Source organism: Leptobacterium flavescens (assembly GCF_010671605.1).
Classification (GTDB): domain Bacteria; phylum Bacteroidota; class Bacteroidia; order Flavobacteriales; family Flavobacteriaceae; genus Leptobacterium; species Leptobacterium flavescens.
The window spans coordinates 1,484,472-1,511,182 of sequence record NZ_JAABOO010000001.1 but is presented as its reverse complement, the minus strand read 5'-3'; the positions used below and the strand labels follow the sequence as shown (position 1 = coordinate 1,511,182).

Sequence of the window (26,711 nt, the reverse complement as noted above, 5' to 3'; positions counted from 1 at the left end):
AAAATTTTAACAATTTTGGGGGTAGGGTTTTTGCCGATATAAGGATTATATAGAAATAGACTTTAACTAACATAACTTTTAATTGAGAATTGATGAAGAAAAAATTACTTCTACTTATTCCCGTAATAATATGTGGATTGGCCCTCGCATATTTTATTACGGAGAAGAATGTTGAAACATTTTCGGAGACTGAAGTCGAATTGAGTTCGGCCGAACTTCGTGAAAAACACAGAGAATTCCTGAAAAACAGTCCGTATAAGGATTCCAGGTACTTAAGTAAAAAAGATCGTAAGGCCAAAGGCTTACCACCTAACGCTTACTTCGAACAATTATGGGATCGTACCATAGATCCTAACTTAGGATACCCCGACCACAGAGGGGCACTTGCAATCCAGCACCAGCTTATTGAAGAAGCCAAACTTGTCAGACAGGGAGTGCCTGGTGACAGTCCGGGAAATGCCTGGGTAGAAAGAGGTCCTAATAACTTTGGAGGAAGAACCAGAGCTATTATGTTCGACCCTAATGATGCAAACAACCAAAGAGTGTTTGCAGGGGGTGTAAGTGGAGGTCTCTGGGTAAACGAAGATATTACAGATGAAGATTCCAGCTGGACTTTGATAGATGGCGTACCGGAAAATATTGCGGTGAGTCAGATTATCTTCGATCCTAATGATACTAACACTTTTTATGCTTCTTCCGGAGAATCCTATGTTAACGGAGCGGTTATCGGAAACGGAGTATATCGTTCTACGGACGGAGGTGCTAACTGGGAAATGGTTTTCGGAGGACCTAACGGAACGCTTACTCCTTCGGGAAGTAATATATTCGTAGGAGGGATCTTCTATATTAATGATATTATCGCCAGAAACGTAGGTGGTTCAACAGAACTCTACATGACGGCAGCCAGTAATTCTGCAGACAGACTTATCGGAGGAACTTCAACGCCATTGGCGTTTTTAAGTGTTTTTGAAAGAGGACTATACAGATCTACAGATGGCGGAGATACATGGAGTCTGATTACAATAACTTCAAGCAGTGGTGGTTCTATTAACCCGAATGACCTGGAACTCGATATAAACAATAATATCTGGCTTGCTACAACCAGAGATGTTACAGGTGATCCGGGAGGAGATATCTTCAGATCTTCAGACGGAACAACCTTTACGCTTATCAATACCATTCCTAATGCAAGAAGAACGGAGATTGAAGTATCCCAACAGGATGCCAACGTATTATATGCAGCAGTAAATGTAAATGGTGAAGCAGATGTATTCCTTACTACGGATGCCTTTGCCAGCTTCACCCAGCTTAATGAACCGGCTGATGTTGATGACGGTATTCCAAGTACGGATTACGCCAGAGGACAGGCTTTTTATGACCTTCCTATTGAGGTAGACCCGAATGATGATAGTATTCTTTATATCGGAGGTATTGACCTGTTCAGAGGTACGGTAGATAAAGTTACACCTTCAGTGGCATGGCAACAGATCTCTGTATGGAACCTCTTTTTCCAGGGTAGCCTGGATGTTTCCCTGGTTCACGCAGATCAGCATGCTATTGTTTTCAGACCCGGAAATTCCAATCAGGCGGTTTTCGGAACTGATGGAGGTATCTATTATAACGGTGATCTTGCTACCAGTGGTCAGGCACCGAACACTAATTTCGGAGTAAGAAATAACAATTATAATGTTACTCAGTTCTACTTCGGAAGTATTAATGAAGAAAGCGCTAATAACCTTGCGGGGGGAACACAGGATAACGGAACACCGTTTAACTTCACACCTACAGGTGGTGCGGATCCGTTTTTCGATATTACTACCGGAGACGGGGCCTTTGCCCAGTTCGATCCTGAAGGAGAATATTATATAGGCTCTACTCAGTTTATCAATTACAGATATTTTGAATTACCTATTGTTACCAATGCCTTTTCTACTCCTCGTGGAGCGCCGATCGGTGTTTTCGGGCAGATAGAATCTACAAATTATACCATTGTCAGAACACCTCAGGAAGGAAACTTTATAAATGAGGCCGAACTAGATGGTAATCTGGATATCCTGTATATCAATGCTTCTAATAATGCGTCGACACGTATCGGACGATATTCCAATATTAAAAATGGAGCAGGAAGTATTGAAGAGGAATTCTTAACAGATGTGGATATAGCAGGGAAAACCATCTCTTCTTTTAAAGTATCACCTTTTGTTACCGATGCCACCAGGTTATTGGTAGGAACAGAAGACGGAACTTTATTCAGTATAGAAAATGCTGATGGAGAATCTCCTGAGTGGACCGATATTTCCGGACCAGATTTTGTTGGTTCTATCTCGGATATAGAATTCGGAGCTAATAATATTACAATTTTTGCTACTGCTTCCAACTATGGAGTGCAAAGCGTATGGTATTCGGAAGATAACGGAGAAACCTGGTTACCTAAAGAAGGAAACCTGCCGAATATTCCTGTATTCAGTATCCTTCAGAACCCTTTAAACCCTAATGAAGCCATTGTTGGGACTCAATTCGGGGTTTGGAGAACTACTAATTTTTCAAATGCAAGCCCAACCTGGGAGCAGTCCTTTAACGGAATGCGTAATGTTGCGGTTGTAGACCTTGATCTGAGAACGTCAGATAATGCGGTTTTAGCAGCTACTCATGGTAGAGGATTATTTACAGGATCATTTACGCAGGACCCGAATGGGGATAACGACTCAGATGGAGTATTGAACGGAGTGGATAACTGTCCGAATACGCCGAATGCAGACCAGGCCGATGCTGATAACAACGGAATTGGAGATGCATGTCAGGATACAGACAATGACGGAGTATTGGATATCGATGATAACTGTCCGATGAATTTCAACCCTGATCAGGCCGATGCCGATAATGACGGTGTTGGAGACGCTTGTCAGGATGGTGATGGTGACGGAGTGCCGGATGTTGATGATAACTGCCCCGACACCCCGAATGCCGATCAGGCAGATTCTAATGGTAACGGAATAGGTGATGTGTGTGATACAAGTTTTGCCGCACCGGATAACCTTAGAGTAGAAACTATCTCTGAAACCTGCCCGGGTGAGGAAAATGGAGTGATCAATGTAACTGCACAGGAAGCTTCATTTAATTATACTGCTGTATTAACCGGTAACGGATTGAATTTAAATCAGAGCTTTACTTCCAATACAAGTTTCCAGGATGTACCTGTAGGAGCTTATGTGGTATGTATTAGTGTGGAAGGACAGACTTTTGAGCAGTGTTTTGAAGTGAATATAGATGAAGCGGCTCCGCTGGATATAGATTTCGGTCAGCAATCCGTAGCATTCGGAACCTATTCATTAAGTGTAAATACCGGTACAGGACCATTTGATATAAGATTTAACGGAGAATTGATCCTCACAACCAATGAGCGTGCCTTTGAAGTAGACCTTCAAGGTTCCGGAGTACTGGAAGTAAGTTCATCTCGTCTGTGTGAGGGAGTAGTTTCACTTTCTATAGATGGAGCAGGAGTAGATTCTGTGGTGGCAAGCCCGAATCCTGTAATAAATAATTTAACCATTACAATGCCATCTGTTGTTGGTGGCCAGCAAACAGTTCCGGTAAGGGTATTTAACATTTCCGGTCAGCAGGTATATCAGCAACGATTGAATGTTAGCGGTAACAGATTAAATGTACCGTTCGGCAATCTTCCGGGAGGAATTTATTTTGTGAGACTAGATATTGAAAATCCGATAGTATTAAAAATTGTTAAGTAATGAAAAAGAATATAAAGAAACATATAGTATTAATGGTCTTAGGATTGGTGAGTTTTGCATGTGGCGGTGGAAGTGACGGACCGCCACCAAACGAACCGCCTACAACCGCACAATTAATATTCCCGTCTCCCGACCTTTTGTGTATTGATAATAATATCACTTTCGATTGGTCTGATGCGACAGATCCTGAAGGGCAGACGGTACGCTATGAAATCGTGATCGCGCGCGACAGAAACCTGACTCAGATAGAGGAAAGAAGATCGGTTAATCAAAGTCAGGTGACCATTACCCTGGAAAGAGCAGTGGCTTTTTACTGGAGTGTTACTACTTTGGATAGCGAAGGTGCTTCAAGTACACCAACTCCTACTCAGGCTTTCTATACAGAAGGTGATGGTGTGGCAAATTACGCTCCTTTTACAGCGGCATTGGTAAGTCCGGCCGATGAAGGTAGTGTGGATGCCGGTACAGTTTCCCTGACGTGGATGGGAGGAGATACGGATACTGAAGACACTTTAACTTATGAGTTGTTTTTCGGAACAGAAGTAGATCCGCCATCATTCCAGACAGGTATTACTGCCGAGACTTTTGATGTTACGGTAACATCAGGAATGACCTATTACTGGAGAATCGATACCACAGATGATTCAGGGGCCAAAAGTATAGGCCAGATATGGGAGTTCACAGTAAATTAATACCAGATTTTTAATCATATATATTTCGATGAAAATTGCAGTTACTCGATCGTCAGGTCAGTAGCTGCAATTTTTTTTGAATACTTTCCGCATCTATTCCGGCAATCGTATGCAACTGGGATACACTTCCCTGCTCAATAAACATATCGGGAACCCCCATGATCTCAATTTGTGCACTGTATTTATGAGTAGCGGCAAATTCCAGCACTGCACTTCCGAGTCCGCCTTTTACACTGCCGTCTTCTACGGTTATTATTTTACCGAATCGGCTAAAAATATCATGAAGTAACTCCGTGTCTATAGGTTTTAGAAAACGCATATCGAAATGCGCAACTTTATCAGCAGCAGCGAAGCTTTCCAGAGCTTCCGAAACGTTTTTTGCGACGCTCCCTATACTGATAACTGCAATCTCCGTCCCTTCTTTAAGCTGATACCCTTTTCCGATCTCAACTTTTTCCATGGGTTTTTTCCAGTCTAGGGTGATCCCTCTTCCCCTGGGATATCTGATGGCAATAGGATGCGATAATCCTTGTTGTGCGGTAAACATAATATTCCTTAGCTCGGGTTCATTTCTCGGAGCACAGATAATAAGGTTGGGAATACAATTCAGGTATGCCAGGTCGAAAACCCCGTGATGGGTAGCTCCGTCCTCACCTACAAGGCCGGCACGGTCCAGGCAAAAAATAACAGGCAGTTTCTGAAGGGCCACATCATGGATTACCTGGTCATAGGCTCTCTGTAAAAAGGTAGAATACACATTGCAGAAAGGTACCAGTCCCTGACTGGCCATTCCGGCAGCCAACGTTACGGCATGTTGTTCCGCAATCCCCACATCGAAAGCCCTGTCCGGGATCTTTTCCATCATAAACTTTAAGGAGCTTCCGGTAGGCATAGCCGGGGTAATACCCACGATCTTTTCATTCTGCTCTGCCAGCTCCACAATGGTATGCCCAAACACATCCTGGTATTTGGGAGGGAGGTTCTCACTGTTTTTGGGAAGAAGCTCTCCGGTATGCTTGTCAAATTTTCCGGGAGCGTGATATTTTACCTGATTCTCCTCAGCTTTCTTCAAACCTTTTCCCTTGGTGGTAACCAGATGCAGGAACTTAGGCCCTTTAATGCTTTTAAGCCGTTCTAATTCGTTTATAACGGCAGAAAGGTCATGACCGTCAATAGGGCCTGAATAATCGAAATTAAGCGCTCTGATGATGTTATTTTTGGCCAGACGCTTATCCGTTTTAACGTTGGTCAGGTATTCTTTTAAAGCTCCGACACTCGGATCTATCCCTATGGCATTATCATTAAGGATGATCAGCAGATTGGCGTCGGTTACTCCGGCGTGATTCAACCCTTCAAAAGCCATTCCACTGGCTATGGAGGCATCTCCTATAACTGCTATATGATGCTTTTCAGTATTTCCTTTTATGTTGGAGGCGATGGCCATTCCCAAAGCAGCCGAAATAGAGGTGGAGGAATGCCCTACCCCAAAAGTATCGTATACGCTTTCGGAACGTTTCGGGAAACCGCTAATCCCGTTGAGTTGCCTGTTAGTGTGAAAGATATCTTTTCGTTCGGTAAGTATCTTGTGTCCGTATGCCTGATGCCCTACATCCCACACCAGAAGGTCCTCGGGAGTATTAAAAACATAATGCAAAGCAATGGTCAGTTCCACAACGCCCAGACTGGCGCCGAGATGCCCCTCCTTAACCGAGACAATATCGATAATAAACTCCCTTAGTTCCCTGGCAAGTTGAGGTAACTGATCTGCCTTTAGTTTACGGAGATCTGCGGGAATATTGATATGTGGTAATAAAGGTGCTGACATCTGAAAATGAAATTACAAAACTACGATTTTTAAAAGCTTTCAAATATACAGATCACAAAGCTTGACAGATATGTTAAAAGCTGATTTTGATAGAATGATCAGGAGAGTCAAATGTAATTCGCGACACTTTTTCTGTCATTCACGACATTTTTTAGGATAAAGGCTTAATAAACAGATAGTTTAGCCGGACCAAATAAAACTATATACTATGAAAACTTATTTAAGATTTTTTGCCCTTTTAATGATCTCCGTTTGTTTTGTTTCCTGCCTGTCCGACGACAGCCTTGACAACGAAGCCCTGGAATCGGTTTTACCCGAAGACCTTATTGGCTATAGGATTGTCTTTCACCATACCAATGTCATATTTCAGCCTTCGGGTGTGAATGTAGCTTCGGTAACCACTTATGAGTTTGTTAATAGTACAACAGTACTCGGAAGCGGGGAGGTACAACTTCCTACCCAGGACTGGCAGTTTATCAATGAAAGTACCGGTGGGACTTTTGATGCCGCTACCCTTATCCTCAATTACGGGAGTTTGGGAAATGAACGATATGAGATACAGTTCGACGGGGAGGAGTCTCTCCTGCAGGAGCGTCAGACCTTCCAGTATTTCGGGACCTTATCCAACAATCCTACCGTAAGGACCGAGGGGCATTTCGAAATTCAGAAGATCAATTAAACCAGAGGATTTTAAATTCTTCAGCCTGAGGTTCCGCTCAACCCGCTAAAGGTAGCGGAACCTCATTTTAGGAAAGTTAAACTTAAAAACAATCTTATGTATCTTAAAGTAAGAGTTTTTCTTTGTACCCTGGCGATAGGGTGCGTAACTCAAATAACAGCACAGAATTTCTGGACCTATTCTCCGGTTCTGGACCCGAAAACAGACGATAACCTTATTGCTCTGAAAGAAGGAGAGGACCCGCAGATCGTACTTTATAACAATGTTGCAGAACTCAGTCAGAAGCAGCAGGACTTAAAGGATAAAGGCTACGTGGTGATAGGGAGTTACCTGGGGCATCCGTCTTTTAAAAAATCAAAAAACAAAAAAAGGGCGGTGAATGCTGCAAAAAAGGCAGGGGCTACCCTAATACTGGCCTATGATTTTACCCTCCCCGATTTTTACGTTCTGCAAAAATCCCCGCTATCTGTAAACAAGCAGAATTCTAATCCGGTTGAGAATACGATGAGCTCCCTCCCCCCGGGAGACTCTCCGCCAAGACTGGGTGTCTTATTGCGCGACCTGACCATAGAGGAACGTACCGAAATAGAGCGGAACAAAGGAGCGTTTATTCTGGATGTGCTGGATGGGTCCCTTGCTTTTGATGCTAATATTATCCCCGGAGATATTCTGATAAAAATTAACGGATTACAACCGAAGAATACTGCGGAGGCCGTTCAGTTTATTAAATCTGTAGGGAAAGGAGAAGACATCAAGCTTACGCTGATCCGCAAAGGGGAGCTTAGAGAGATTACGGTTACTTTTTAAACCGGATATCCGGATCGTTCAGGGCAGTTCCCGGTAAATAATATCTGAAAACGGGTCTAAGGGAAATTTCCAATGGTTTTGAGGTTTACCGGGCTGACCTGCATCTGAACCGATCTGATAAAAAATAGTATTTTTATTGATAGCTAATTAATAACCAATGCGAAAACTTTTCAGAACCAACTACATCAAATGGGTACTTTTCTTCTTTTTACCGTTAAATTGTTTAAGCCAGACCGGAGAGGTGGATTCACTAAAACGGGAATTAAGCAACAGCAATACCGACCTTGAAAAGATACAATTACAATTAAAGATTGCCGAGCTTTTAAACTCCTATCACAACAAAGAGGCTTATGATTATGCACAGGCAGCATATGAGCTTTCGGTTAAAAATGATCTTCCCGAACAAAAACACTATGCACTTATAGAACTTGCAGGGTATGAGGAGAGCTTCGGAAATGTAGAAGATGCAAAAGCAAAGTATTTAGAGGTAATTGCCTATGCGGAAAGCAAGGATACAAAAAAACTCCTTTTCACTGCATATCTGGAGTATGCCATTTTTAATTCCTTTAAGAACCAGGATGAGACCTCCATCGACTACTTTTTAAAATCCCTGGAAATTGCTGCGACCCCAAACGAAAAATTTAAAGCACTTAACGGGATCACCAATCTGTATATGTCCAGAAGGACATTTGATAAATCCTGTGAATATGCAGCACAGGCCTACGAAATTGCTCTGGAGCTGAAAGACCTGGGAAAACAGACGAATATACTTTCCATATTGGGAAGGTGTACTATGTTCCAGAGAGATTATAAGGGAGCTGAAGAATACCTGAAAAAGACCATTTCCTTAAGCCAGAAATCCGATATGAAGAAGATAAGGGGGTATTCCTATCTCGACCTGGGTCAGATATATTGGAATGTGAAAAGAGATACCCTTCAGGCAATTTCATATTTTGAAAAAGGTTATGAAATTGCCGGAAGTCTTGGAGATGTGCGCTTAAGGCAGGGAGCTGAAATGATATTGGGGAATGCCTATCTCAAAAACAAAAGAGAAAAGGAAGGCCTGGCATTATTGGAATCTTCTTTTTTTGAAGCAGAAAGGAAAAAAGAATACGATTATGCCATTCAGCCGGCACAGAGAATTGCAGCTTACTATGAGAAAATAGAAAGTTCGGACTCAGCCCTCGTATGGCATAAAAGACTTGGCTTGATAAAAGACACTCTTAATGCGATAAAAAAACAAAAGGAGTTTAAGGAAATTGAAACGAAGTTTGAAGTTTCCGAGAAGGAGAAGAAAATAGATGACCTCGAATCCGAAAAGACCACCCTTCAGGGATACCTTCAAAAAGGCTTGCCTGTTCTGATCGGCCTCCTGCTTCTTTCTTTTGTGTTGTTTTACCTCTTCCGGAAAAACAGAAAGAAAACGCATCGACTTGAAAACCTTCAAAAAGAGACTGTTCAGCAAATAGAAGAGCTGAAGAATATAGTTACTAAAGACCATATCCTTCTTAAAGACAAGACCAAGATCTATATTGAGGATCTGATCCATATTAAATCGGATGATCATTACCTGAATATCTTTACCAGCGACGGTAAAAATCACTTTGTCCGCGGAAAACTGAGCCAGATCAGTGAGGAGTTACCTCCTAATTTTATCAGGTGCCACCGCTCTTATATCGTAAACAGAAATTTTATCAAGCAGATAAATGCAGAATCCCTTGTACTGATCAACAAGATAATTATTCCACTTTCTCGCTCCTATAAGGACAAATTCCGCTAAATTTGAAGCAGGATTTGCTAATGCGTTTTTATGGAGAATATTTTTGATGACAGCTATTTTATGAAGAAGGCCATCCAGGAAGCGGAGGTTGCTTATGAGAAAGGGGAGATCCCGGTGGGAGCAGTGATCGTTATAGATAACCGGATCATTGCCCGATCGCATAATTTAACCGAGATGCTGAATGATGTGACCGCCCATGCAGAAATGCAGGCCATAACTTCTGCGGCCAATTTTCTGGGAGGAAAATATCTTAAAGACTGCACCCTGTATGTTACCCTGGAGCCCTGCCAGATGTGTGCCGGAGCCCTTTACTGGAGTCAGATATCAAAAATTGTCTATGCAGCTAAAGATCATCAGAGAGGATATGAGGTAATGGGTACCAAGTTGCATCCGAAGACCGAAGTGATTAACGGAATAATGGAAAAAGAGGCCGCTACGCTCTTAAAACGTTTTTTTATTGAAAAAAGGAACCTGAACTAAAGGCATAAAAAAAAGCGCAACATCCGTTACGCTTTTAATCAATCAAAATAAAATAATATCACTTAGTTGATTACCTGCACTGAAGCAGCAACCATACCTTTTCTTCCTTCTTCTTCAACGTATTCTACTTTGTCACCATCTTTAAGCTCAACACCGTTTAGTCCTGTTACGTGAACAAAAATGTCTTTGCCTGTTTCGTCATTAGTAATGAATCCGTAACCTTTTGATTCATTAAAAAATTTAACTGTACCTGTCATTAATAAAAAAATAAATAATTAATATAATGCGGTAAAGGTAAGTTTTAAATAAATGCCAAAGGTTAATTAATTGTTTTTTGTTGCAAAAATTATTGATTTTCAGGTTTTTTCCCCTTTTTTTCCTTCATTTTGTCAATATTCTCTTTAGTCAACATGTAATCTTTCATTTTTTTTCCCTTTGACTGATGATAAATAAAGATCGGCATTAGTATAAAAGCAGTTGCAATAATGGCAAGACCAACTATCCGGTCACCGGTGAGGTGATCTCCGGTGCTTTTAATATAGAATCCTGCCCCGAGAGCGATCAGGATCAGAATAAAGAGGATTTGGATGATTCGTTTCAAATTTTGTCAATTTCAATTATCTGGTAAAATTAATAAGCTTTCTTCTATAAGCCGTCAATAATTTGGATTTTGAGACAAAACCGGCATATTTCCCTCTTTTGATTACGGGTAAATTCCACGCGCCGCTGTCCTGAAACTTTTTCATGACGCGTTTCATATTGTCTTCTTCATAGATAATATACTCGGGAGCGCCATGCATAAGGTCTTCAACCCGGGTGGTCTCATACAGTTCTACCTTAAACATGATCCCCCTGATATCATCCAGCAAAATGATCCCTTCCAGCTCATTATTCCTGTTTACCACGGGGAAAAGGTTTCTGGAAGATTTGGCGACTCCCTGGTGAAGCATTTCACCCAGGGTCATCTCCGGGCTTACCTGAACAAAATTGTTTTCAATAACCCCGTCCAGTTTCATAAGGGTAAGTACGGTCTCATCCTTGTCGTGCGTGATCAGTTCTCCTGCCTCTGCCAGTTTACGGGTATAAATAGTATAATCTAAAGTGTTCTTGGTGATCAGGAAAGAAATGGCACTGGTCAGCATAAGCGGGATAAACAACTCATAGCCACCGGTAATCTCGGCAATCAGGAAGATGGCGGTCAGAGGGGCATGCAATACCCCGGCAATGAGCCCTGCCATACCTATCAGTGTAAAATTGGTTTCCGAAACCTGGAAACCGAAACCTATATTGTTAATGATCTTGGCCACTACATTTCCCAATGCACTCCCCATAACCAGGGTGGGGATAAAGATCCCTCCCGAACCTCCTGCGGCAAAGGTAGCGGTCATGGCAATGGCCTTAAAAATAGTAATCCCCGCAAGCAGCGCAATCACCACCCAGATATTACTTATCATATCATCAAAAGGAGTGGTTCCGAGAGCGCCCATATGATTCCCTTCCAGTAAATTATTGATAAAACCAAAACCTTCTCCGTACAGGGGCGGAATAAAATAAAGCATCCCGCCTATAGAAAGACCTCCGATCAGCAATTTATACAAAGGGCGTTTCAGGCGATCGAAAAGACGGGTGATATAAAAATACATCTTTGTAAAGTAAATGGAGGCAAAAGCCGTACCCACTCCGAGCAGGAGATAGAATAGAGTATCCCTTATCTCGAACTTCTCACTTACGCTGAAATTAAAAAGAACTTCATCCCCCAAAAAGAAGTAAGAAGTAATAACAGCCGATACCGATGCGAGTAAAAGCGGGATCAGAGAAGCAAAGGTCAGATCCAGACTGAATACCTCTACCGCAAAAATAATAGCGGCTATGGGCGATTTAAAAATAGAGGATATGGCTGCGGCCGAGGCACAGCCTATAAGCAGTATCCTGGTTTTACTGTCGAGATGAAATAAACGGCTCAGATTGGAACTGATTGCCGAACCCGATGCAACTGCCGGCCCCAGCAAACCTACGGATCCTCCGAAACCTACGGTAATAGGCGCCGTAATTAAAGGAGAATATATTTTTTTGGTTGAAAGTATTCCCGCCTTTTTGGACAGGGAATACAATATACTTGGAATAGCGTGTTCTACATTTTTTTTGGTGATAAAGCGTGCTATAAAATAAACGCATAGTAGTCCGATAAGCGGGAGAATAAAATAGAGTTGATTCTCCGAAAAGATAAGTCCCATGTCCAGGAAGGACTGAATGGCAAATGTAATATTCTTAAGGGTTACCGAAACCAGACCCGCTAGCAGACCCACTACAATACTCAGAATATAGATAAAGTTCTTGGTAGAGATGTGTTTGTATCTCCAGATAAGAAATCTTGTGAGCCTGGATCTTTTTGTATTGGGCATACTTAAAGCGATTAAAAAATCCTGCACGAAGCAGGATTCAAAATTAAGATAAAAAGTGTTTTTATCGTATGAAAATCAGGACTAGTTTTCTTCCTGTTCAATTTCAAAAGTCTCCAGGTCCTTATCAAACAGATAAAGTCCGCCCTTATCGTTTCCGATGATATTGAGTTTGTCGAGAATGGTTCTTGCAAGCGTTTCTTCTTCAAGTTGCTCCGCAACATACCACTGCATAAAGTTATGAACCGTGTAATTCTTTAATTCAAGACATTGAAAAACGATCTCATTAACATGATTGGTTACTTTCTGTTCACTTTCCAGGAAAGTGGAGAATAGATGATCCACAGAATCAAATTTATCCGGAATATTATCCAGTACCGGAATAATGGCTTTTCCTCCGCGTTCGTTAACGAACTTGATGAGTTTTACCATATGCATCCTTTCTTCTTCTGCCTGTTTGTAGAAGAAAGCAGCTATTCCGTTAAAGCCGTTTTCCTCTGCCCATGACGCCATAGACAGGTATTGCATAGAGGCGGTACCTTCCAGTTTTATCTGGTTATTTAGTAAAGTTTCGATTTCTTTTTGCATTGTCTGTTCCTTTTTATCCAAAATTACAAAAAGGATGCCTTTGACTAAAGGCATCCTTTTAATTTATAAAGAGAATAAATAAATCTGTTTTAGTTTTTCAGCGCGATGTTGAGCTCGTTAAGCTGCTCGTTATCAATATCTGCAGGCGCATCTATCATTACATCCCTTCCCGAATTGTTTTTAGGGAACGCTATAAAGTCTCTGATGGTTTCCTGACCTCCCAGAATAGCCACCAGTCTGTCGAGTCCGAAAGCGATCCCTCCGTGAGGTGGTGCTCCATACTGGAAAGCATCCATCAGAAAGCCAAATTGTGCTTTGGCCTCTTCCGGGCTAAAACCGAGATAATCAAACATAAGTGCCTGTGTTTGCTTATCGTGTATCCTGATAGAGCCTCCGCCTATTTCATTTCCGTTTAGGACCAGGTCATATGCATTGGCCTTGACATCTCCGGGCTGCGTAGCAAGCAATTCTATCTGTCCCGGTTTGGGCGATGTGAAAGGGTGGTGCATGGCATGATATCTTTCGGTTTCTTCATCCCATTCCAGCAAAGGAAAATCTACTACCCATAAAGGAGCAAACTCATCGGCTTTTCTCAGTCCCTGACGCTCTGCAAGCTCCATTCGAAGCGCACTTAGCTGAGCTCTTACCTTATTCGTAGGGCCCGAAAGCACACATATAAGATCTCCTGCATTCGCACCGGTAACTTTGGCCCAGCTGGCAAGATCTTCCTGGTCGTAGAATTTATCTACTGAAGATTTATAGGTACCGTCTTCATTGCATTTTACATAAACCATTCCCATAGCACCAACCTGTGGGCGTTTTACCCAATCTATAAGCTTGTCGATCTCCTTACGGGTGTAGGAAGCAGCTCCCGGAACTGCTATACCGACAACCAGTTCGGCTTCGTTGAAAATTTTAAAATCCTTATTCCTGGCTACATCGTTAAGTTCTCCGAATTCCATTCCGAAGCGGATATCGGGTTTGTCATTCCCGTATTTCTTCATAGCTTCATCATAAGTGATCCTTGGAAATTCGCCAACCTCAACACCGTTGATCTCTTTTAGTAAATGACGTGTCAGACCTTCAAAGACATTTAGAACATCTTCCTGCTCAACAAAAGCCATTTCACAATCTATTTGGGTGAATTCCGGCTGCCTGTCGGCGCGCAGATCCTCATCCCTGAAACATTTTACGATCTGAAAGTATTTATCCATACCGCCAACCATCAAAAGTTGCTTGAATGTCTGAGGCGACTGCGGAAGCGCATAGAACTGCCCTTCGTTCATTCTGCTGGGCACAATAAAATCCCTGGCTCCTTCCGGAGTCGATTTAATAAGATAGGGAGTTTCCACTTCTATAAATGACTGATCGGAAAGGTATTTCCTGACCTCCATGGTAACCTTGTGCCTGAAGATCAGATTGTCTTTTACAGGATTCCTGCGGATGTCGAGATAACGGTATTTCATACGGAGGTCTTCCCCACCATCTGTTTCATCTTCAATAGTAAAGGGAGGTGTCTGGGCTTCGTTCAGTATCTGAAGCTCTGAAACCAGAACCTCAATATCTCCTGTTGCCATATTCTTGGTTTTGGATTCCCGTTCTATAACGGTACCCTTTACCTGTATAACAAATTCCCTTCCGAGTTTTTTGGAAGCTTCCAGTAATTCCTTTGGGGTCCTTTCCTCATCGAAAAGCAATTGGGTTATACCATATCGGTCCCTGATGACCACCCAGTTTAGTATTCCTCTGTCCTTAATTCGCTGTACCCATCCGGAAAGTGTAACTTCCTTATTTACATCGGATACTCTTAACTCACCGCAGTTATGACTTCTGTACATTCTTGATCTGTGTTTGAAGCTGCAAAGTTAATAAGTTAAATCAGGAAGTAATATAATGAAGTGAAGTAATTTTTGTAGTCTTTTATTTAAGCCTAAGATCAAAAATTAACTGTTATAATTATCAACTTCTCACTAAAAAACTTAAATTAGTGACGATTTTCGTTAAAATATCATAAAAACTTAAGGAAAAGCTAATCGATTTATTAATTAAAAAACAACCAGATTATGAAACAAAGTTATTTCAAAAAGGCAATCTATGTCTTTTTTTTGTTCCTGTCTGTAGGTGTTTTTGCTCAGCAACAGGTGAGTGGTACTGTCGTAGAGGCAGATACATCCACACCCCTGCTCGGAGTAAATGTACTTGAGAAAGGAACAACGAATGGAACAGTGACCGATTTCGACGGTAAATTTCAGCTTAATGTATCGTCCCTTCCGGCAACACTGGTTTTTTCCAGTCTAGGTTATGAAACTCAGGAAGTAACGGTTACTTCCTCAACACCTATTTCGGTATCGATGGCCTCTGCCGCTACCGGACTTGATGAGGTGGTAGTTACAGGTCTTGGAACTTCCATTAAGAGAAGGAATTTGGCAAATGCGGTATCCACTGTTTCCGCGGAAGAATTGGTAGGGACCACCACACAACCAACGTTAGATGGTGCTCTCTATGGTAAGCTTACCGGGGTAAACATTACTTCTTCATCCGGTGCTCCGGGTGGTGGATTTGCATTAAGACTGAGAGGTATTTCATCTATTAACGGAAATAACCAGCCTCTGTTTATTGTAGATGGTGTTTATATCAATAACGCAGAGATCCCCTCTGGTTTGAGATTTGCATCAGGAGCTAACAGAGGAAATGAAGAAAACTCTTCAAACAGGATAGCCGACCTTGACCCTAACGACATTGAAAATATTGAGGTCCTTAAGGGAGCCTCTGCTGCTGCTATCTACGGAACAAGGGCGAATGCCGGGGTAGTGATCATCACCACCAAAAGAGGTAGGGCAGGAAAGACCGATATCCGGTTTAGCCAGGATACAGGTTTCAACACCATCATTCAAAAATTGGGATTAAGACCCTGGACGGCGGAAAGTGTTGAAACAGCTTTTGGAGCTGCTGAGCGGCTACTTTTTGAAAATGCAATTGCAAACGGAGGTCTTATAGATTATGAAGATGAGATCTACGGAGAGGAAGGATTTATTACGGAAACCAGGTTAAGTGCCAGCGGAGGAAGTGATAAAACCAAATTCTATGTGGGAGGTTCTTACAGAGACGAAGAAGGTATTATTGAGAATACCGGCTTCGAAAGATTTTCTTTAAGAGCAAATATCGATCACAAGATCTCCGATGTATTCAGTTTCTCTACCTCTACTAATTATACCAGAAGTAGTTCCAGCAGGAGCTTTACCGGAAACGAGAATGAGGGAGGACTGAGTTACGGATATACATTGGCATTTACACGTCCCTGGATCAATCTTTTTCCGGACGCCAGCGGAAATTATCCGGATAACCCCAATTATCCCGGAAACCCGATTTTTGTTCGGGACCTTGCAAGGAATGAGGACAAGAACAACAGGATCATTCAAGGCCTTAAGGTTACCACCAATTTATTGAATACAGATAGAGATAGATTGAGATTGGTTTTTAATGGAGGACTGGACTTCCTGGCTAATGAGACTTTTGTATATGTTCCGGAAACCCATCAGGCACAAAGAGGAAATCAGAATGGTTTTATAGGAGTTGGAAAGAACAATTTTACCAATTACAATTACCAGGCAATTGCCATCTGGAACCGTGATGCTTTGGATGGAGATCTTGCATTCACTACCCAGGGAGGTATTACATATCTGGAACAACAGGCAGATATAGTGTTCAATCAGGCTACACAACTTATCCCGGGCCAGACCAATTTGGGGCAATCATCGGCACAAGCCATCACCCAGACCAGGTCTACGGTAAGGGAATTTGGATATTTCGGTCAGGTAGAAGCAAATTATAAGGACCGTATTATTGCAACTTTAGGGTACAGGTTAGATAAATCTACACTGAATGGAGACCCCAACAGGTTGTATGGTTTTCCAAAAGCTTCATTAGCACTGAATTTAGCTAGTTTTGATTTTTGGAATGTTTCTTACCTGGATCTGTTTAAGCTAAGAGCCGCATATGGGGAAACCGGATCGTCTGGTGCATTCGGATCAACATTCACCAGTTTGGATGCTGTTTCCATAGGTGGTAACGGAGGATCAACTATCGCTGCATTACGTGGTGATTCCGATATTGAGCCTGAAACTTCTGCAGAGTTCGAGGTTGGTTTTGATACGAGGATCGCAAACAGGGTAAGCCTGGAATTTACCTTCTATAACAGAAGGGTTAAGGATCTGATCTTGAGTCGTACGCTACCCACTTCATCAGGATTTAGCACAGAAACGACCAATCTTGCAGACTTAAGGAATAATGGTGTGGAGGTTGCTGTACGTCTGGATGTATTTAACCGGGAGAACTTTTACTGGAATACCGGAGTTAATTTCTGGTTGAACAGATCTGAAGTAACCAGACTGGATGTGCCCGCTTTCCCTCAGCCTGGAGCCGGATTCGGATTAGGTTTGGGAACATTCTTTATACAGGAAGGTCAGCCGGTAACTCAATTAGCAGGAAATGTGAATGGAGTTCCGACCCAATTAGGAGATGTTGAACCCGATTTTCAAGTATCATTCAACAACCAAATCACACTTTTTAAGAACTGGGACGTGTCCTTTTTGCTACATTGGAAAGAAGGAGGAAATAACCTGAACCTATCTAGGTTCTTAACAGATTTGGGGAGAACATCACCGGATTTGGAAACTCCCGAAGGAGAAGCCAGAAGAACATCACCGGCAACGGCAAGTCGTTTTATTGAACCTGCAGGATACCTTAGATTAAGAGAAGCAGCCGTGTATTACAGGATCCCTAAATCGGGATTAGGGTGGTTCGGAAAACATATAGAAGGAGCTAGAATTGGAATTTCTGCAAGGAATTTATTTACTATCACCGATTACAGCAGTTATGACCCTGAAACATCGGTGAATGGAGGAGCAGGATTATCTAGTGGAATTGAGGTTACACCATTTCCTAGTTCTAAGCAATTTTATTTTCACTTAAATGTTAATTTTTAATATCTGGAAAATCATGAAATTAATATACAGAAATATAAAAATGGTGTACGTAATAGCGGTAATGGCCCTGATAACCACCGCATCCTGCACCTTTGATGATCAAATAGACCCGAACCGACCTAGTTTGGAAGGGGTCCTGAACAATGCATCCGTTGATCAACTGAATAATCTGGTTGTAGGAGTAGAGGCCGCTATGAGAAACGGGCTCGGAATCCAGACTACCGGAAGCGGAACGCTGGGCAGAGAACTCTATCTTTTTGATGCGGATCCCAGAAATACGGGAGATCTGCTCGGAAAGAACGGAATTAATCTGGATAACAATTCCTTTTATTCCACAGCGCCTTTTGCAGGTAGATACCGCTCTATTAAGAATGCAAATATTTTAATAGAATCCGCAAATAATACTGAGGCTATAGATGCTCAGCAAAGAGCCGGATATGTAGGATATGCCAGAACCATCATCGCACATGAATTGATCGATGTCCTTAAATCCTATGGAAGGGCCAGAATAGATGTGACCGATCCGGATAATTTAGGACCGTTCCTGGACCTTGGACCGGCTTTAGCTGCGATCATTACACTTCTGAATGATGCGCAAAGCGACTTAAACGCCGCAGGGACAGAATTTGCTTTTAACCTGAGCAGTGGTTTTGATGGCTTTAATACACCTCAAACCTTTTTAGAGTTTAACAGGGCGGTACTGGCAACAGCAGCCTTATATGCAGAAGACTTTCCTGCAACCCTGGCGGCCCTCGGAGATTCATTTTTCGATATGGGAGGTGATCTGACAGTAGGACCAAAGCATTCTTTCAGTCTTAACAGTGGAGATGTAACCAATCCGGTATTTAAGATCCCGGATAATAACGGAGATCAGATCATTGTACACGATAGCTGGGTTACGGATGCCGAAGCGGGAGACACAAGAGTGACCACTAAAACAAGTGTTAGAACCAATCCTACCAGTCAGGATGATTTGAACGGGACCAATGAAACGGCCCTTTACGCATCGAATATTAGTCCGATAGATATTATCAGGAATGAAGAATTGATTCTTATCTATGCGGAGGCTAATATCAGATCGAATCAGCTGACAGAAGGAGTGGATGCTCTAAATGTGATCCGTAATGCCGCAGGTTTGGCAGACTATGCAGGAGCTGTTACCCAGCAGGCGTTAATCGATGAAATGTTAAATCAAAGACGCTATTCCTTATGGGCGGAAAATCACAGGATGTTCGATCTTAGAAGGTACAATTTATCTAATACCTTACCTATAGACAGGCCCGGAGATCAGATATTCAATGTACTTCCAACTCCACTTACCGAAAATGAATAAGTAAGTAGAGATTTAAAAAGTCAAAAACTCCTGCATTTGCAGGAGTTTTTTATTGGGTTAATGTTTTGATAAACAGTTTTTTACTTCTTCAATGTTAATTTAATGTTACCTAAACATTGACAAATAGTTAATAAATCTCTATATTTGTTATACATGCGAGAATAATAATATTTAAAATATATACTATGAAGAACCTGATTTTAATTTTTGCTATGCTGTTTACGGCTACGTTGATGGCCCAGAATGATAAACCTCTCCTGGAAAAAGAAGGTGATATGGTAAAAGCTACCTATTACCATGATAATGGAGAAATTGCCCAAATCGGATTTTATAAAGATGGGAAAGTTCACGGAAAGTGGAAAGCTTATAATCTGAGCGGAAAGAAGATTGCCATGGGGCAATACGAGAATGGAAAGAAAATCGGAAAATGGTTTTTCTGGACAGAAGACGGGACGTTAAACGAAGTAGATTATAATGACAGCAGGATAGTAAACGTTACAAAATGGAAAAATTCAAATCCGGTTGTAATAAATAAATAAGACTCCAGATTACATGATATAAAAAATCCCGGGAACTTCCCGGGATTTTTGTTTTTATGCTTGTGTTGCTTTTAAGCAACTACTTCCACTTCTTTTTGAACGATTACAGGAGCGGCGGTATTTCTGCTTCCTCTGATCCTTAGCTTTAGCTTGTGAACCAGGAAGAAGAGTACCGGCACTACTACCAGGGTAAGGAAGGTGGCTATGATAAGCCCGTATATTACGGTCCATGCCAATGGCCCCCAGAAGATCACATTATCCCCTCCAAAATAGATATTCGCATTGAAATTAGTAAAGAGCGAGAAGAAATCTATATTGAAACCTACGGCAAGCGGTATTAGCCCGAGAACTGTTGTGATCGCGGTCAATAATACCGGACGTAAACGGGCTTTACCTCCTCTAATAATGATCTTACGTACTTCTTCTGCATCCAGCAACTGATCGTCAGGCACACCTAATTCCACCATTTTCCTGTCTATCAGCAACTGGGTATAATCCAGTAACACCACTCCGTTGTTTACTACAATTCCCGCCAGGGAAATGATCCCCATCATGGTCATCATGATCACAAAGGGAGCTCCGGTTAGAAGGATTCCCCCGAAAACACCTATAAAACTCAGGAAGATGGCTATCATAATAATAGTAGGCTTGGAAATAGAGCTGAACTGGAAGACCAGGATAAGCATGATCAGACCCAGACCTGAGAAGAAAGCTCCCATCAGGAATTGCATCTGCTTATTTTGCTCTTCTATCTGCCCGGTAAAATCTATTTCAACACCCCTCGGAAGGTTGTGGTAATTTTGCATCTCCGCCTGGATCTGGGTTACGATGGCACCTGCATCTGTAAAACCGGGTTCCAGTCCCGAATAAAGGGTTACCACTCTTTTAGTATCTCTGTGCTTAATGGCACTGAAAGAAGAGGTATTCTTTTGAGAGGCTACCGCAGAAACCGGGATCTCCTTAAGTTGTCCCTGATTGTTCCTGAAAATAATATTCTGGTTAAACAGGGCACTGGTATTATATCTCAGATCCTGGTTAAAACGCACATAGATATCATAATCTTCCCCGTCTTTCTTATAAATTCCTGCTTTTTCACCAAAGAGAGAACGTCTTAGCTGAGTTCCTACCTGTCCGGCAGATACTCCCAGCTCTCCTGCTTTCTCCCTGTCTACCGCTACCTGCATCGCCGGCTTTCCACGGTTTACATCTATCTTTAACTCTTCAATTCCGGCAATACTTTTGGAGTTGATAAAGTTTCTCATTTCTTCGGCAGTAGCAATAAGTTCTGCATAATCATTTCCTTCAATCTCTATATTGATAGGATATCCGGCCGGCGGACCTACGGCATCTTTTTCAACCGAAATGGCAACCCCCGGATAAATACCTTTCAGAGCCTCCTGTACCTTCTCTCTAAGAACCTCACTGTCTTTCCCCTGTCTGAACTTATATTCTCTCATAGTGGCAGTGATCTTACCTCTATGCGGCATTTCGGCATTAGACCCACCATCGGTCTGAGGGTTTCCTGCTCCTTCACCAACCTGGGAAACTGCAGACTCTACCAGGAAGTTATAATCTTCTCCTTCCTGTGCTTCCAGGTACTCCTGATCGTTAAGAACAGCAAATACCCTTTTTTCAATGTCTTTGGTAATGGCATTGGTCTTATCTATATCGGTTCCCTGAGGATATTCGATATACACAATGATCTGATTTGGCTTATTGTCCGGGAAGAACTCTACCTTGGTTCTTTGACTGGCCATTGAGGCCCCGAAAAGACCGAAAACTACAAAGAGAAGTAAAAAGGTTCCTCCGACAACGGCAAAAGAACGCCATCCTCTTAATGCATAACCGAGAAATTGTTTGTATTTGTTTTCCAGCCACGAAAGGATACGGGTCTGGAAAAAGGTAGCTGCACGCTTAAGTACGTAGCGGTACACCCAGAACATAAAAGCCGTAAAGATCATCAGCGATCCGAGACCTCTCACCGGTCCTCCGACAATAAGAATAAAAGTTCCGATACCTCCCAGAATAATACTCAAACGTATTAATTGCTTCCTGCTAAGTACCTTTTCTCCCGTTTCCATAAACTGCGATACCAGCATGGAGTTGATAAAGATGGCCACAAAAAGAGAGGATCCCAATACTACTGACAGGGTGATCGGGAAATAGATCATAAACTGCCCCATTACTCCCGGCCATAGACCCAGCGGAACGAAAGCTGCAACCGTAGTTGCCGTAGAAATGATGATCGGAAATGCGATCTCTCCGATCCCTTTCTTGGCTGCTTCTATCCTGCTCATTCCTTCTTCCTCCATTAAACGATATACGTTCTCAACAACCACGATCCCGTTATCTACCAGCATTCCAAGTCCCATGATCAGTGCAAAAAGGATCATGGTGTTCATGGTATAACCTAAAGCAGAAAGGATCATAAAAGACATAAACATAGACATCGGGATGGCAAATCCAACAAAAAGAGCATTTCTGAAGCCTAAGAAGAACATCAGAACTCCTACTACCAGGACGATCCCGAAAATAATATTGTTTACCAGGTCACTTACCTGGTTTAATGTTTTTGCAGATTGATCATTGGCAACGCTCACAGAAAGATCTGTCGGGAACACATTTTCCTGTGCATCCTCCACGATCTTGTTGATCTGCTCTGCGGCCTGGATCATATTTTTACCTACCCGCTTTTTTACATCCAGCATTACCACACTACTCCCGTGAAATTCCCGGGCATAGGTAGTTTTATCTTCTTCTTTAAAGGAGATCTTTGCAATATCTCTCAGGTATACGGCACCGTCATCAGATTTAACTACAAAATCATCTAACTGACTGGGCTTTTCGATCTCTCCTAAAATACGGATGGTCCTTCTTTGCCCGCTTGTGATGAGGTTTCCGGCAGAGATGGTAGCATTTCCGTTTCTGATGGTATTCAAAACATCATCAAAACTCACCTTGGCAGCCATCATCTTGTAAATATCAACCGCTACTTCCACCTCTTTTTCCTGAGCTCCGCGAATATCTACCTGCTTTATTTCCGGAAGGTCTTCAATTTCATCTTCCAGGTACTCTCCGTACTCTTTTAGCTTGTCTACCGGATAATCTCCGTAGATATTGATATTCAGGATAGGCGTCTCTTCCGAGATATTAAGGTCAAAGACATTAGGCTCTACCTTGGCTCCGTTAAAAGTGGGCCAGTCTTCATTGGCCTTTTCACTGTCTACTTCATCCTTAACCTTCTGCTTGGCCGCTTCTACGGTAATATCTTCATCGAACTCCACGGTAATAATGGAATAATCTTCCTGAGAGGTTGAAAGTACCTCTACCACATTACTCACGTTCTTCAGCCGGTCTTCAAGCGGATCGGTAATAAGACGCTCAATATCCTCTGAGGTATTCCCGGGATAGGGAGTACTGATATAGATCTTGGTTTCCTTGATCTCAGGGAAGTTCTCTCTCGGCATCCCGAAATAGGCAGAAAGACCAAGCACCAAAAAAATACCTATCATCACATAGATAGTGGTCTTGTTGTCTATCGCCCAGGATGAGAGCCTGAACTCCTTGTCGACATTTTTCTGCTTTTTACTCATTTTCTGGCTGTTTTTCTGATTCCTGATTCTTGATTTCAACTTTCTGTCCATCCTTTACACTTCGGGCTCCTTCTTCTATAACATCATCATTATTCAATATACCTGAAAGTACTTCCACATAATCTCCCTGGGTCTTTCCAGTAGTGATCAGCGAACGTTTGGCTTCCGCTACATGATTCCCGTTCTGTTCTCCGGTAATGTACACATACTGCCTTCCTTCGGCATTTTCCGAGATCACACTCTGAGGGATCAGGATGGCTTTTTCATTTGTGTAATCGTTTATCTTAAGGCGTGCCGTAAGATTGGGTTTGATATTTCCGCTTTTGTTGGGAACGGAGATCTCAATCTTAAAAGATCGGTTGTTAGGGTTGATATAATTCCCCGCCTGACGGATACTGGTCTTAACAGTTTCTCCCAGTACAGGGAAAAAGACCTGAACTTCTTTTCCTTTAACCACACTTGGCAGGTAACTTTCCGGGATCTCTGCCTGGATGTACATATCGTCCAGATTTACGATCCTGATCAGCTGAGACTGTCCGGGTGCCACTACCGAACCCTGCTCGGTAATAATATCATCTACAACTCCTGAGAAAGGAGCAGTAACCGAAGTTTTTGCCAACTGGCGTTTTAACTGATCTACTGCGTTCTTCTGAGATTCATAACTGGTCTTTGCCTGAAGATACTGGATCTCAGAACCTATTTTCTGATCCCATAAACGCTTCTGACGCTCATAGGTGGTCTTGGCCAGTTGCGCCTGTACCTCCAGTTGTGCTACCTGTTGGCTTAGCCCTCCGTCATCGATTTTTGCAAGGATCTGTCCTTTTCTTACCCTTTGACCTTCTTTAACGAATACCCTGGTGAGTATTCCTGCCATTTCAGGAAAGATAACGATGTTCTGTTTGGTCTCAACACTTCCCTGTAGCTCCAGGTAATGATGAAACACAGTGTCCTTGGCTTTAAAAGTAGTAACCAATGGAAGTTTCTGTACCGTATCCTTTTGGGCAATGGCTTCATTCAAAGCCTCTATTTTTGCTTCCAGGGCTTTTTGCTCTGCTTCGATCTCTTTCTTTTTGGATTTAAGAGTTTTAAGGTTTCCCTCGGCTATAACATCTTCTACAGATGTCTGGGAACCTCCACCTCCACAGGAGGCTAAAAGAGCGGTTGCGAATATGCTAATATATAATTTTCTCATTGCGTTGATTTGTTTGGTGTATGCTTATTTTCCTGATTTTACTAAAGTGTCTGAATTTAATATAGTTTCCAGTTCCGCTTTGTTGTTAATGACATCCAACATAGCCTGAAGGTATTCCTGCTGAGTGGTATACAACTGTGTCTGAGCCTGCCTCAGTTCAAAACTGGTAGCAATACCCTCCGAATACTTTACCTGGTTTTTGCGCTCGATACGCTCTGCCAGTTCCAGATTCTTTTTAGAGGTCAGATATTGCTCAATAGCGAACTGATAATTGCTTTTGGCATTAACCAGCTGTAATCTCAACCTTTGTTCCGTATCCTCCAGGTCGGTCTTGGCCTTTTCCAGTTCTATTTTTGCGCGTTGTGTTTTTGCAGATCGCTGAAGCGAACTGAAAACGGGAATATTTAAACTTACCCCTATAAGAGAGCTTCCGAAGTAACGCTGCCCGCTGTCCAGAAAAGTAAATTCATCGCTAAAACCCTGATAACCTCCGTTAACAAATGCATTTAGTGTTGGTAAAGCGCGGCTTTTTTCCAGCTTTAGTAACAATTCCTGCGAACGCTTGTTGTTATCGGCAATTTTATAATCTATATTACTTTCTAACGATAAGGGAGCACTGTTAAGGTTCTCATTGATATTCTGAATGGCAAGTGCCTCCAGTTTTTCGGTAAGGGTAACCTCGGCATCCAGTTCTATCCCCAGCGTAATATTGAATAATTTATAAGCCACATCTCTGAGTCGCTTTGTGTTATTCAGGTTACTGGTCACATTTGCCAGTGTTATTTGTAATTGTTCGAGATCTTCTTCTTCGGCAAGTCCGTTCTCAAAGATCTTTTGGGTCTCGTTTACGTTCTTCTGAAGCACTGCCTGGTTATTGGTGAGAATAGCAACACTTTCCTCGGCCAAAAGTACGTTTCCGTAGGCGTCGATTACCGATTTTCTGACTTCCAGATCTGTTTTTACTTTGGCATTCTTGGAGATCTCCAGGAACACCTTGGCAGATTGTAAGCCCACAAGGTAGGAACCGTCAAAAAGCAACTGCTCCAGCGTAGCGACAGCATTTACACTTTGCCTGGTCCCGAAGGTAAACTCTTCATCAATACCATCTCCGTTGGTATCGAACAGGGTTACCTGTTGTTTAAGGAAATTCTGGTAATCTATTTTAGCGCTAATCTGCGGGAGACCGGTTGCAGTGGTTTCCCATTTTTGTTTTTTAGCGGCATCGATATCCCGATCTGCATTAATTGCGGCCCGGTTGTTTTCAAGCGCATACGTGATGGCTTCATCAAGCGTAAAAGACAGCTTTTTTTCCTGAGCTTGTAGTACCCCTACAAAGCATAAGGCTATTAAAAGGAACTTTGGGTTCATTTATTTATGACGTATAGTTTAATAATTGGTTTTCTAACTCTGTTATACCTTTTTCGGTAGCAATGGCCCGGGTATGATATTCCAATGCAAGGACTTCAAACTCCGGACGGTTTTCGGTCTCGGCATTTTCATGAATACTGAAAACAATGGCAAAATAGAATTGTATACACAGGTCAATATCGATCTGTTCTCTGTAATACCCTTGCTCAATACCCCGGTTTATATTTTGTTTGACACATTCCGAAAAAGCACCCATTTCTTTGCACATAACACGCTCGTGTATTTTCGGATAGTATTTTTTTAATTGAAATATGGGAGACGAATCGGCATTCTTAAACATCTCCTTAAACATTTTTTTGATCTCAAAATTCTCACGGATAGGGTTGTAGCCCTGGTCGGTGATCATCTGGATCCCCATATGGCAGGCCTCATGCATCATAGAAGTGCTTTCTTCTACGAGAACCTCTTTGTTTTTAAAGTACTTATAAAGTGTTTTTTTAGACATAGCCATCTCATTGGCAATGTCATCCATGGTCACACTTTTAAAGCCGAGCTTTAAAAACATTTCTCCTGCCTTTTCTAAAATTTCCTCCTTCATTTAAGTGTGTAAATAATGTTTTTGGGGGACAAAAATACACAAGGAAACTTTAAAAACAATAAAAGTTTCCATCGTTTTACAATTTTTTAACACTTATTTTAGATTTA

General features: G+C 42.1%; 19 protein-coding genes. 9 read left to right on the top strand and 10 right to left on the bottom strand.

Annotated elements, in window-relative coordinates; all coding sequences use genetic code 11:
* Nucleotides 1-92 precede the first annotated feature (92 nt).
* Together GWK08_RS06545 and GWK08_RS06540 are read left to right on the top strand one after the other, a co-directional pair.
* On the top strand, nucleotides 93-3,746 hold the full coding sequence (locus GWK08_RS06545) for a thrombospondin type 3 repeat-containing protein (protein ID WP_163606093.1): 3,654 nt from the start codon (nucleotides 93-95) through the stop codon (nucleotides 3,744-3,746).
* Complete coding sequence (locus GWK08_RS06540; RefSeq protein ID WP_163606092.1) at nucleotides 3,746-4,438, top strand: hypothetical protein; 693 nt, start codon at nucleotides 3,746-3,748, stop codon at nucleotides 4,436-4,438. Before GWK08_RS06545 ends, GWK08_RS06540 begins: the two co-directional genes overlap by 1 nt.
* Nucleotides 4,439-4,490: 52 nt before the next feature.
* Here the strand turns inward: GWK08_RS06540 and GWK08_RS06535 are convergent, their stop codons facing one another.
* Nucleotides 4,491-6,263, bottom strand: coding sequence for a 1-deoxy-D-xylulose-5-phosphate synthase (locus GWK08_RS06535; protein WP_163606091.1), 1,773 nt, complete (start codon nucleotides 6,261-6,263; stop codon nucleotides 4,491-4,493).
* 208 nt (nucleotides 6,264-6,471) lie between these two features.
* Here GWK08_RS06535 and GWK08_RS06530 point away from each other — a divergent pair, with 208 nt between their 5' ends.
* From GWK08_RS06530 to GWK08_RS06515, 4 genes are all read left to right on the top strand, one after another.
* On the top strand, nucleotides 6,472-6,942 hold the full coding sequence (locus GWK08_RS06530) for a hypothetical protein (RefSeq protein ID WP_163606090.1): 471 nt from the start codon (nucleotides 6,472-6,474) through the stop codon (nucleotides 6,940-6,942).
* A 96-nt stretch (nucleotides 6,943-7,038) separates the two neighbouring features.
* The gene (locus tag GWK08_RS06525) at nucleotides 7,039-7,749 is read left to right on the top strand and encodes a PDZ domain-containing protein (protein WP_163606089.1); all 711 of its coding nucleotides are present in this window, start codon (nucleotides 7,039-7,041) and stop codon (nucleotides 7,747-7,749) included.
* Nucleotides 7,750-7,906: 157 nt separating this feature from the next.
* The gene (locus tag GWK08_RS06520) at nucleotides 7,907-9,529 is read left to right on the top strand and encodes a LytTR family transcriptional regulator DNA-binding domain-containing protein (RefSeq protein ID WP_163606088.1); all 1,623 of its coding nucleotides are present in this window, start codon (nucleotides 7,907-7,909) and stop codon (nucleotides 9,527-9,529) included.
* 30 nt (nucleotides 9,530-9,559) lie between these two features.
* Nucleotides 9,560-10,009 (top strand): nucleoside deaminase, encoded by a 450-nt coding sequence (locus tag GWK08_RS06515; protein ID WP_163606087.1) that lies wholly within the window; start codon nucleotides 9,560-9,562, stop codon nucleotides 10,007-10,009.
* Between the two features lie 62 nt (nucleotides 10,010-10,071).
* Here the strand turns inward: GWK08_RS06515 and GWK08_RS06510 are convergent, their stop codons facing one another.
* The 5 genes from GWK08_RS06510 to aspS all read right to left on the bottom strand — a co-directional run bounded on the left by GWK08_RS06510 (nucleotide 10,072) and on the right by aspS (nucleotide 14,834).
* On the bottom strand, nucleotides 10,072-10,266 hold the full coding sequence (locus GWK08_RS06510) for a cold-shock protein (protein ID WP_163606086.1): 195 nt from the start codon (nucleotides 10,264-10,266) through the stop codon (nucleotides 10,072-10,074).
* Between the two features lie 89 nt (nucleotides 10,267-10,355).
* Nucleotides 10,356-10,610 (bottom strand): hypothetical protein, encoded by a 255-nt coding sequence (locus tag GWK08_RS06505; protein WP_163606085.1) that lies wholly within the window; start codon nucleotides 10,608-10,610, stop codon nucleotides 10,356-10,358.
* A 16-nt stretch (nucleotides 10,611-10,626) separates the two neighbouring features.
* The gene (locus GWK08_RS06500; protein WP_163606084.1) at nucleotides 10,627-12,411 is read right to left on the bottom strand and encodes a chloride channel protein; all 1,785 of its coding nucleotides are present in this window, start codon (nucleotides 12,409-12,411) and stop codon (nucleotides 10,627-10,629) included.
* An 81-nt stretch (nucleotides 12,412-12,492) separates the two neighbouring features.
* The gene (locus GWK08_RS06495) at nucleotides 12,493-12,996 is read right to left on the bottom strand and encodes a ferritin (protein ID WP_163606083.1); all 504 of its coding nucleotides are present in this window, start codon (nucleotides 12,994-12,996) and stop codon (nucleotides 12,493-12,495) included.
* A gap of 89 nt (nucleotides 12,997-13,085) precedes the next feature.
* On the bottom strand, nucleotides 13,086-14,834 hold the full coding sequence (gene aspS, locus GWK08_RS06490) for an aspartate--tRNA ligase (RefSeq protein ID WP_163606082.1): 1,749 nt from the start codon (nucleotides 14,832-14,834) through the stop codon (nucleotides 13,086-13,088).
* A 225-nt stretch (nucleotides 14,835-15,059) separates the two neighbouring features.
* Between aspS and GWK08_RS06485 the strand changes: the two genes are divergently transcribed.
* The 3 genes from GWK08_RS06485 to GWK08_RS06475 all read left to right on the top strand — a co-directional run bounded on the left by GWK08_RS06485 (nucleotide 15,060) and on the right by GWK08_RS06475 (nucleotide 19,853).
* Nucleotides 15,060-17,981, top strand: coding sequence for a SusC/RagA family TonB-linked outer membrane protein (locus tag GWK08_RS06485; protein ID WP_163606081.1), 2,922 nt, complete (start codon nucleotides 15,060-15,062; stop codon nucleotides 17,979-17,981).
* Nucleotides 17,982-17,994: 13 nt separating this feature from the next.
* Nucleotides 17,995-19,314 (top strand): RagB/SusD family nutrient uptake outer membrane protein, encoded by a 1,320-nt coding sequence (locus GWK08_RS06480; RefSeq protein WP_163606080.1) that lies wholly within the window; start codon nucleotides 17,995-17,997, stop codon nucleotides 19,312-19,314.
* Nucleotides 19,315-19,499: 185 nt separating this feature from the next.
* The gene (locus GWK08_RS06475; protein WP_163606079.1) at nucleotides 19,500-19,853 is read left to right on the top strand and encodes a toxin-antitoxin system YwqK family antitoxin; all 354 of its coding nucleotides are present in this window, start codon (nucleotides 19,500-19,502) and stop codon (nucleotides 19,851-19,853) included.
* Nucleotides 19,854-19,924: 71 nt separating this feature from the next.
* On the opposite strand, the gene GWK08_RS06470 is transcribed toward GWK08_RS06475, so the two are convergent.
* From GWK08_RS06470 to GWK08_RS06455, 4 genes are read right to left on the bottom strand one after another with little or no spacing between them, the layout of a single operon-like run.
* Complete coding sequence (locus GWK08_RS06470; RefSeq protein ID WP_163606078.1) at nucleotides 19,925-23,446, bottom strand: efflux RND transporter permease subunit; 3,522 nt, start codon at nucleotides 23,444-23,446, stop codon at nucleotides 19,925-19,927.
* The gene (locus tag GWK08_RS06465) at nucleotides 23,439-24,638 is read right to left on the bottom strand and encodes an efflux RND transporter periplasmic adaptor subunit (RefSeq protein ID WP_163606077.1); all 1,200 of its coding nucleotides are present in this window, start codon (nucleotides 24,636-24,638) and stop codon (nucleotides 23,439-23,441) included. Before GWK08_RS06465 ends, GWK08_RS06470 begins: the two co-directional genes overlap by 8 nt.
* Nucleotides 24,639-24,662: 24 nt before the next feature.
* Complete coding sequence (locus tag GWK08_RS06460) at nucleotides 24,663-26,006, bottom strand: TolC family protein (RefSeq protein ID WP_163606076.1); 1,344 nt, start codon at nucleotides 26,004-26,006, stop codon at nucleotides 24,663-24,665.
* 4 nt (nucleotides 26,007-26,010) lie between these two features.
* Entirely contained in the window at nucleotides 26,011-26,604 is a 594-nt protein-coding gene (locus tag GWK08_RS06455) for a TetR/AcrR family transcriptional regulator (protein ID WP_163606075.1), read from the bottom strand.
* Nucleotides 26,605-26,711: the final 107 nt, after the last annotated feature.

Bases quoted from the DNA above. Each gene is read 5' to 3' on its own strand.
- GWK08_RS06545 (WP_163606093.1), top strand. From the start codon at position 93: ATGAAGAAAAAATTACTTCTACTTATTCCCGTAATAATATGTGGATTG.
- GWK08_RS06540 (WP_163606092.1), top strand. From the start codon at position 3,746: ATGAAAAAGAATATAAAGAAACATATAGTATTAATGGTCTTAGGATTG.
- GWK08_RS06535 (WP_163606091.1), bottom strand. From the start codon at position 6,263: ATGTCAGCACCTTTATTACCACATATCAATATTCCCGCAGATCTCCGT.
- GWK08_RS06530 (WP_163606090.1), top strand. From the start codon at position 6,472: ATGAAAACTTATTTAAGATTTTTTGCCCTTTTAATGATCTCCGTTTGT.
- GWK08_RS06525 (WP_163606089.1), top strand. From the start codon at position 7,039: ATGTATCTTAAAGTAAGAGTTTTTCTTTGTACCCTGGCGATAGGGTGC.
- GWK08_RS06520 (WP_163606088.1), top strand. From the start codon at position 7,907: ATGCGAAAACTTTTCAGAACCAACTACATCAAATGGGTACTTTTCTTC.
- GWK08_RS06515 (WP_163606087.1), top strand. From the start codon at position 9,560: ATGGAGAATATTTTTGATGACAGCTATTTTATGAAGAAGGCCATCCAG.
- GWK08_RS06510 (WP_163606086.1), bottom strand. From the start codon at position 10,266: ATGACAGGTACAGTTAAATTTTTTAATGAATCAAAAGGTTACGGATTC.
- GWK08_RS06500 (WP_163606084.1), bottom strand. From the start codon at position 12,411: ATGCCCAATACAAAAAGATCCAGGCTCACAAGATTTCTTATCTGGAGA.
- GWK08_RS06495 (WP_163606083.1), bottom strand. From the start codon at position 12,996: ATGCAAAAAGAAATCGAAACTTTACTAAATAACCAGATAAAACTGGAA.
- aspS (WP_163606082.1), bottom strand. From the start codon at position 14,834: ATGTACAGAAGTCATAACTGCGGTGAGTTAAGAGTATCCGATGTAAAT.
- GWK08_RS06485 (WP_163606081.1), top strand. From the start codon at position 15,060: ATGAAACAAAGTTATTTCAAAAAGGCAATCTATGTCTTTTTTTTGTTC.
- GWK08_RS06480 (WP_163606080.1), top strand. From the start codon at position 17,995: ATGAAATTAATATACAGAAATATAAAAATGGTGTACGTAATAGCGGTA.
- GWK08_RS06475 (WP_163606079.1), top strand. From the start codon at position 19,500: ATGAAGAACCTGATTTTAATTTTTGCTATGCTGTTTACGGCTACGTTG.
- GWK08_RS06470 (WP_163606078.1), bottom strand. From the start codon at position 23,446: ATGAGTAAAAAGCAGAAAAATGTCGACAAGGAGTTCAGGCTCTCATCC.
- GWK08_RS06465 (WP_163606077.1), bottom strand. From the start codon at position 24,638: ATGAGAAAATTATATATTAGCATATTCGCAACCGCTCTTTTAGCCTCC.
- GWK08_RS06460 (WP_163606076.1), bottom strand. From the start codon at position 26,006: ATGAACCCAAAGTTCCTTTTAATAGCCTTATGCTTTGTAGGGGTACTA.
- GWK08_RS06455 (WP_163606075.1), bottom strand. From the start codon at position 26,604: ATGAAGGAGGAAATTTTAGAAAAGGCAGGAGAAATGTTTTTAAAGCTC.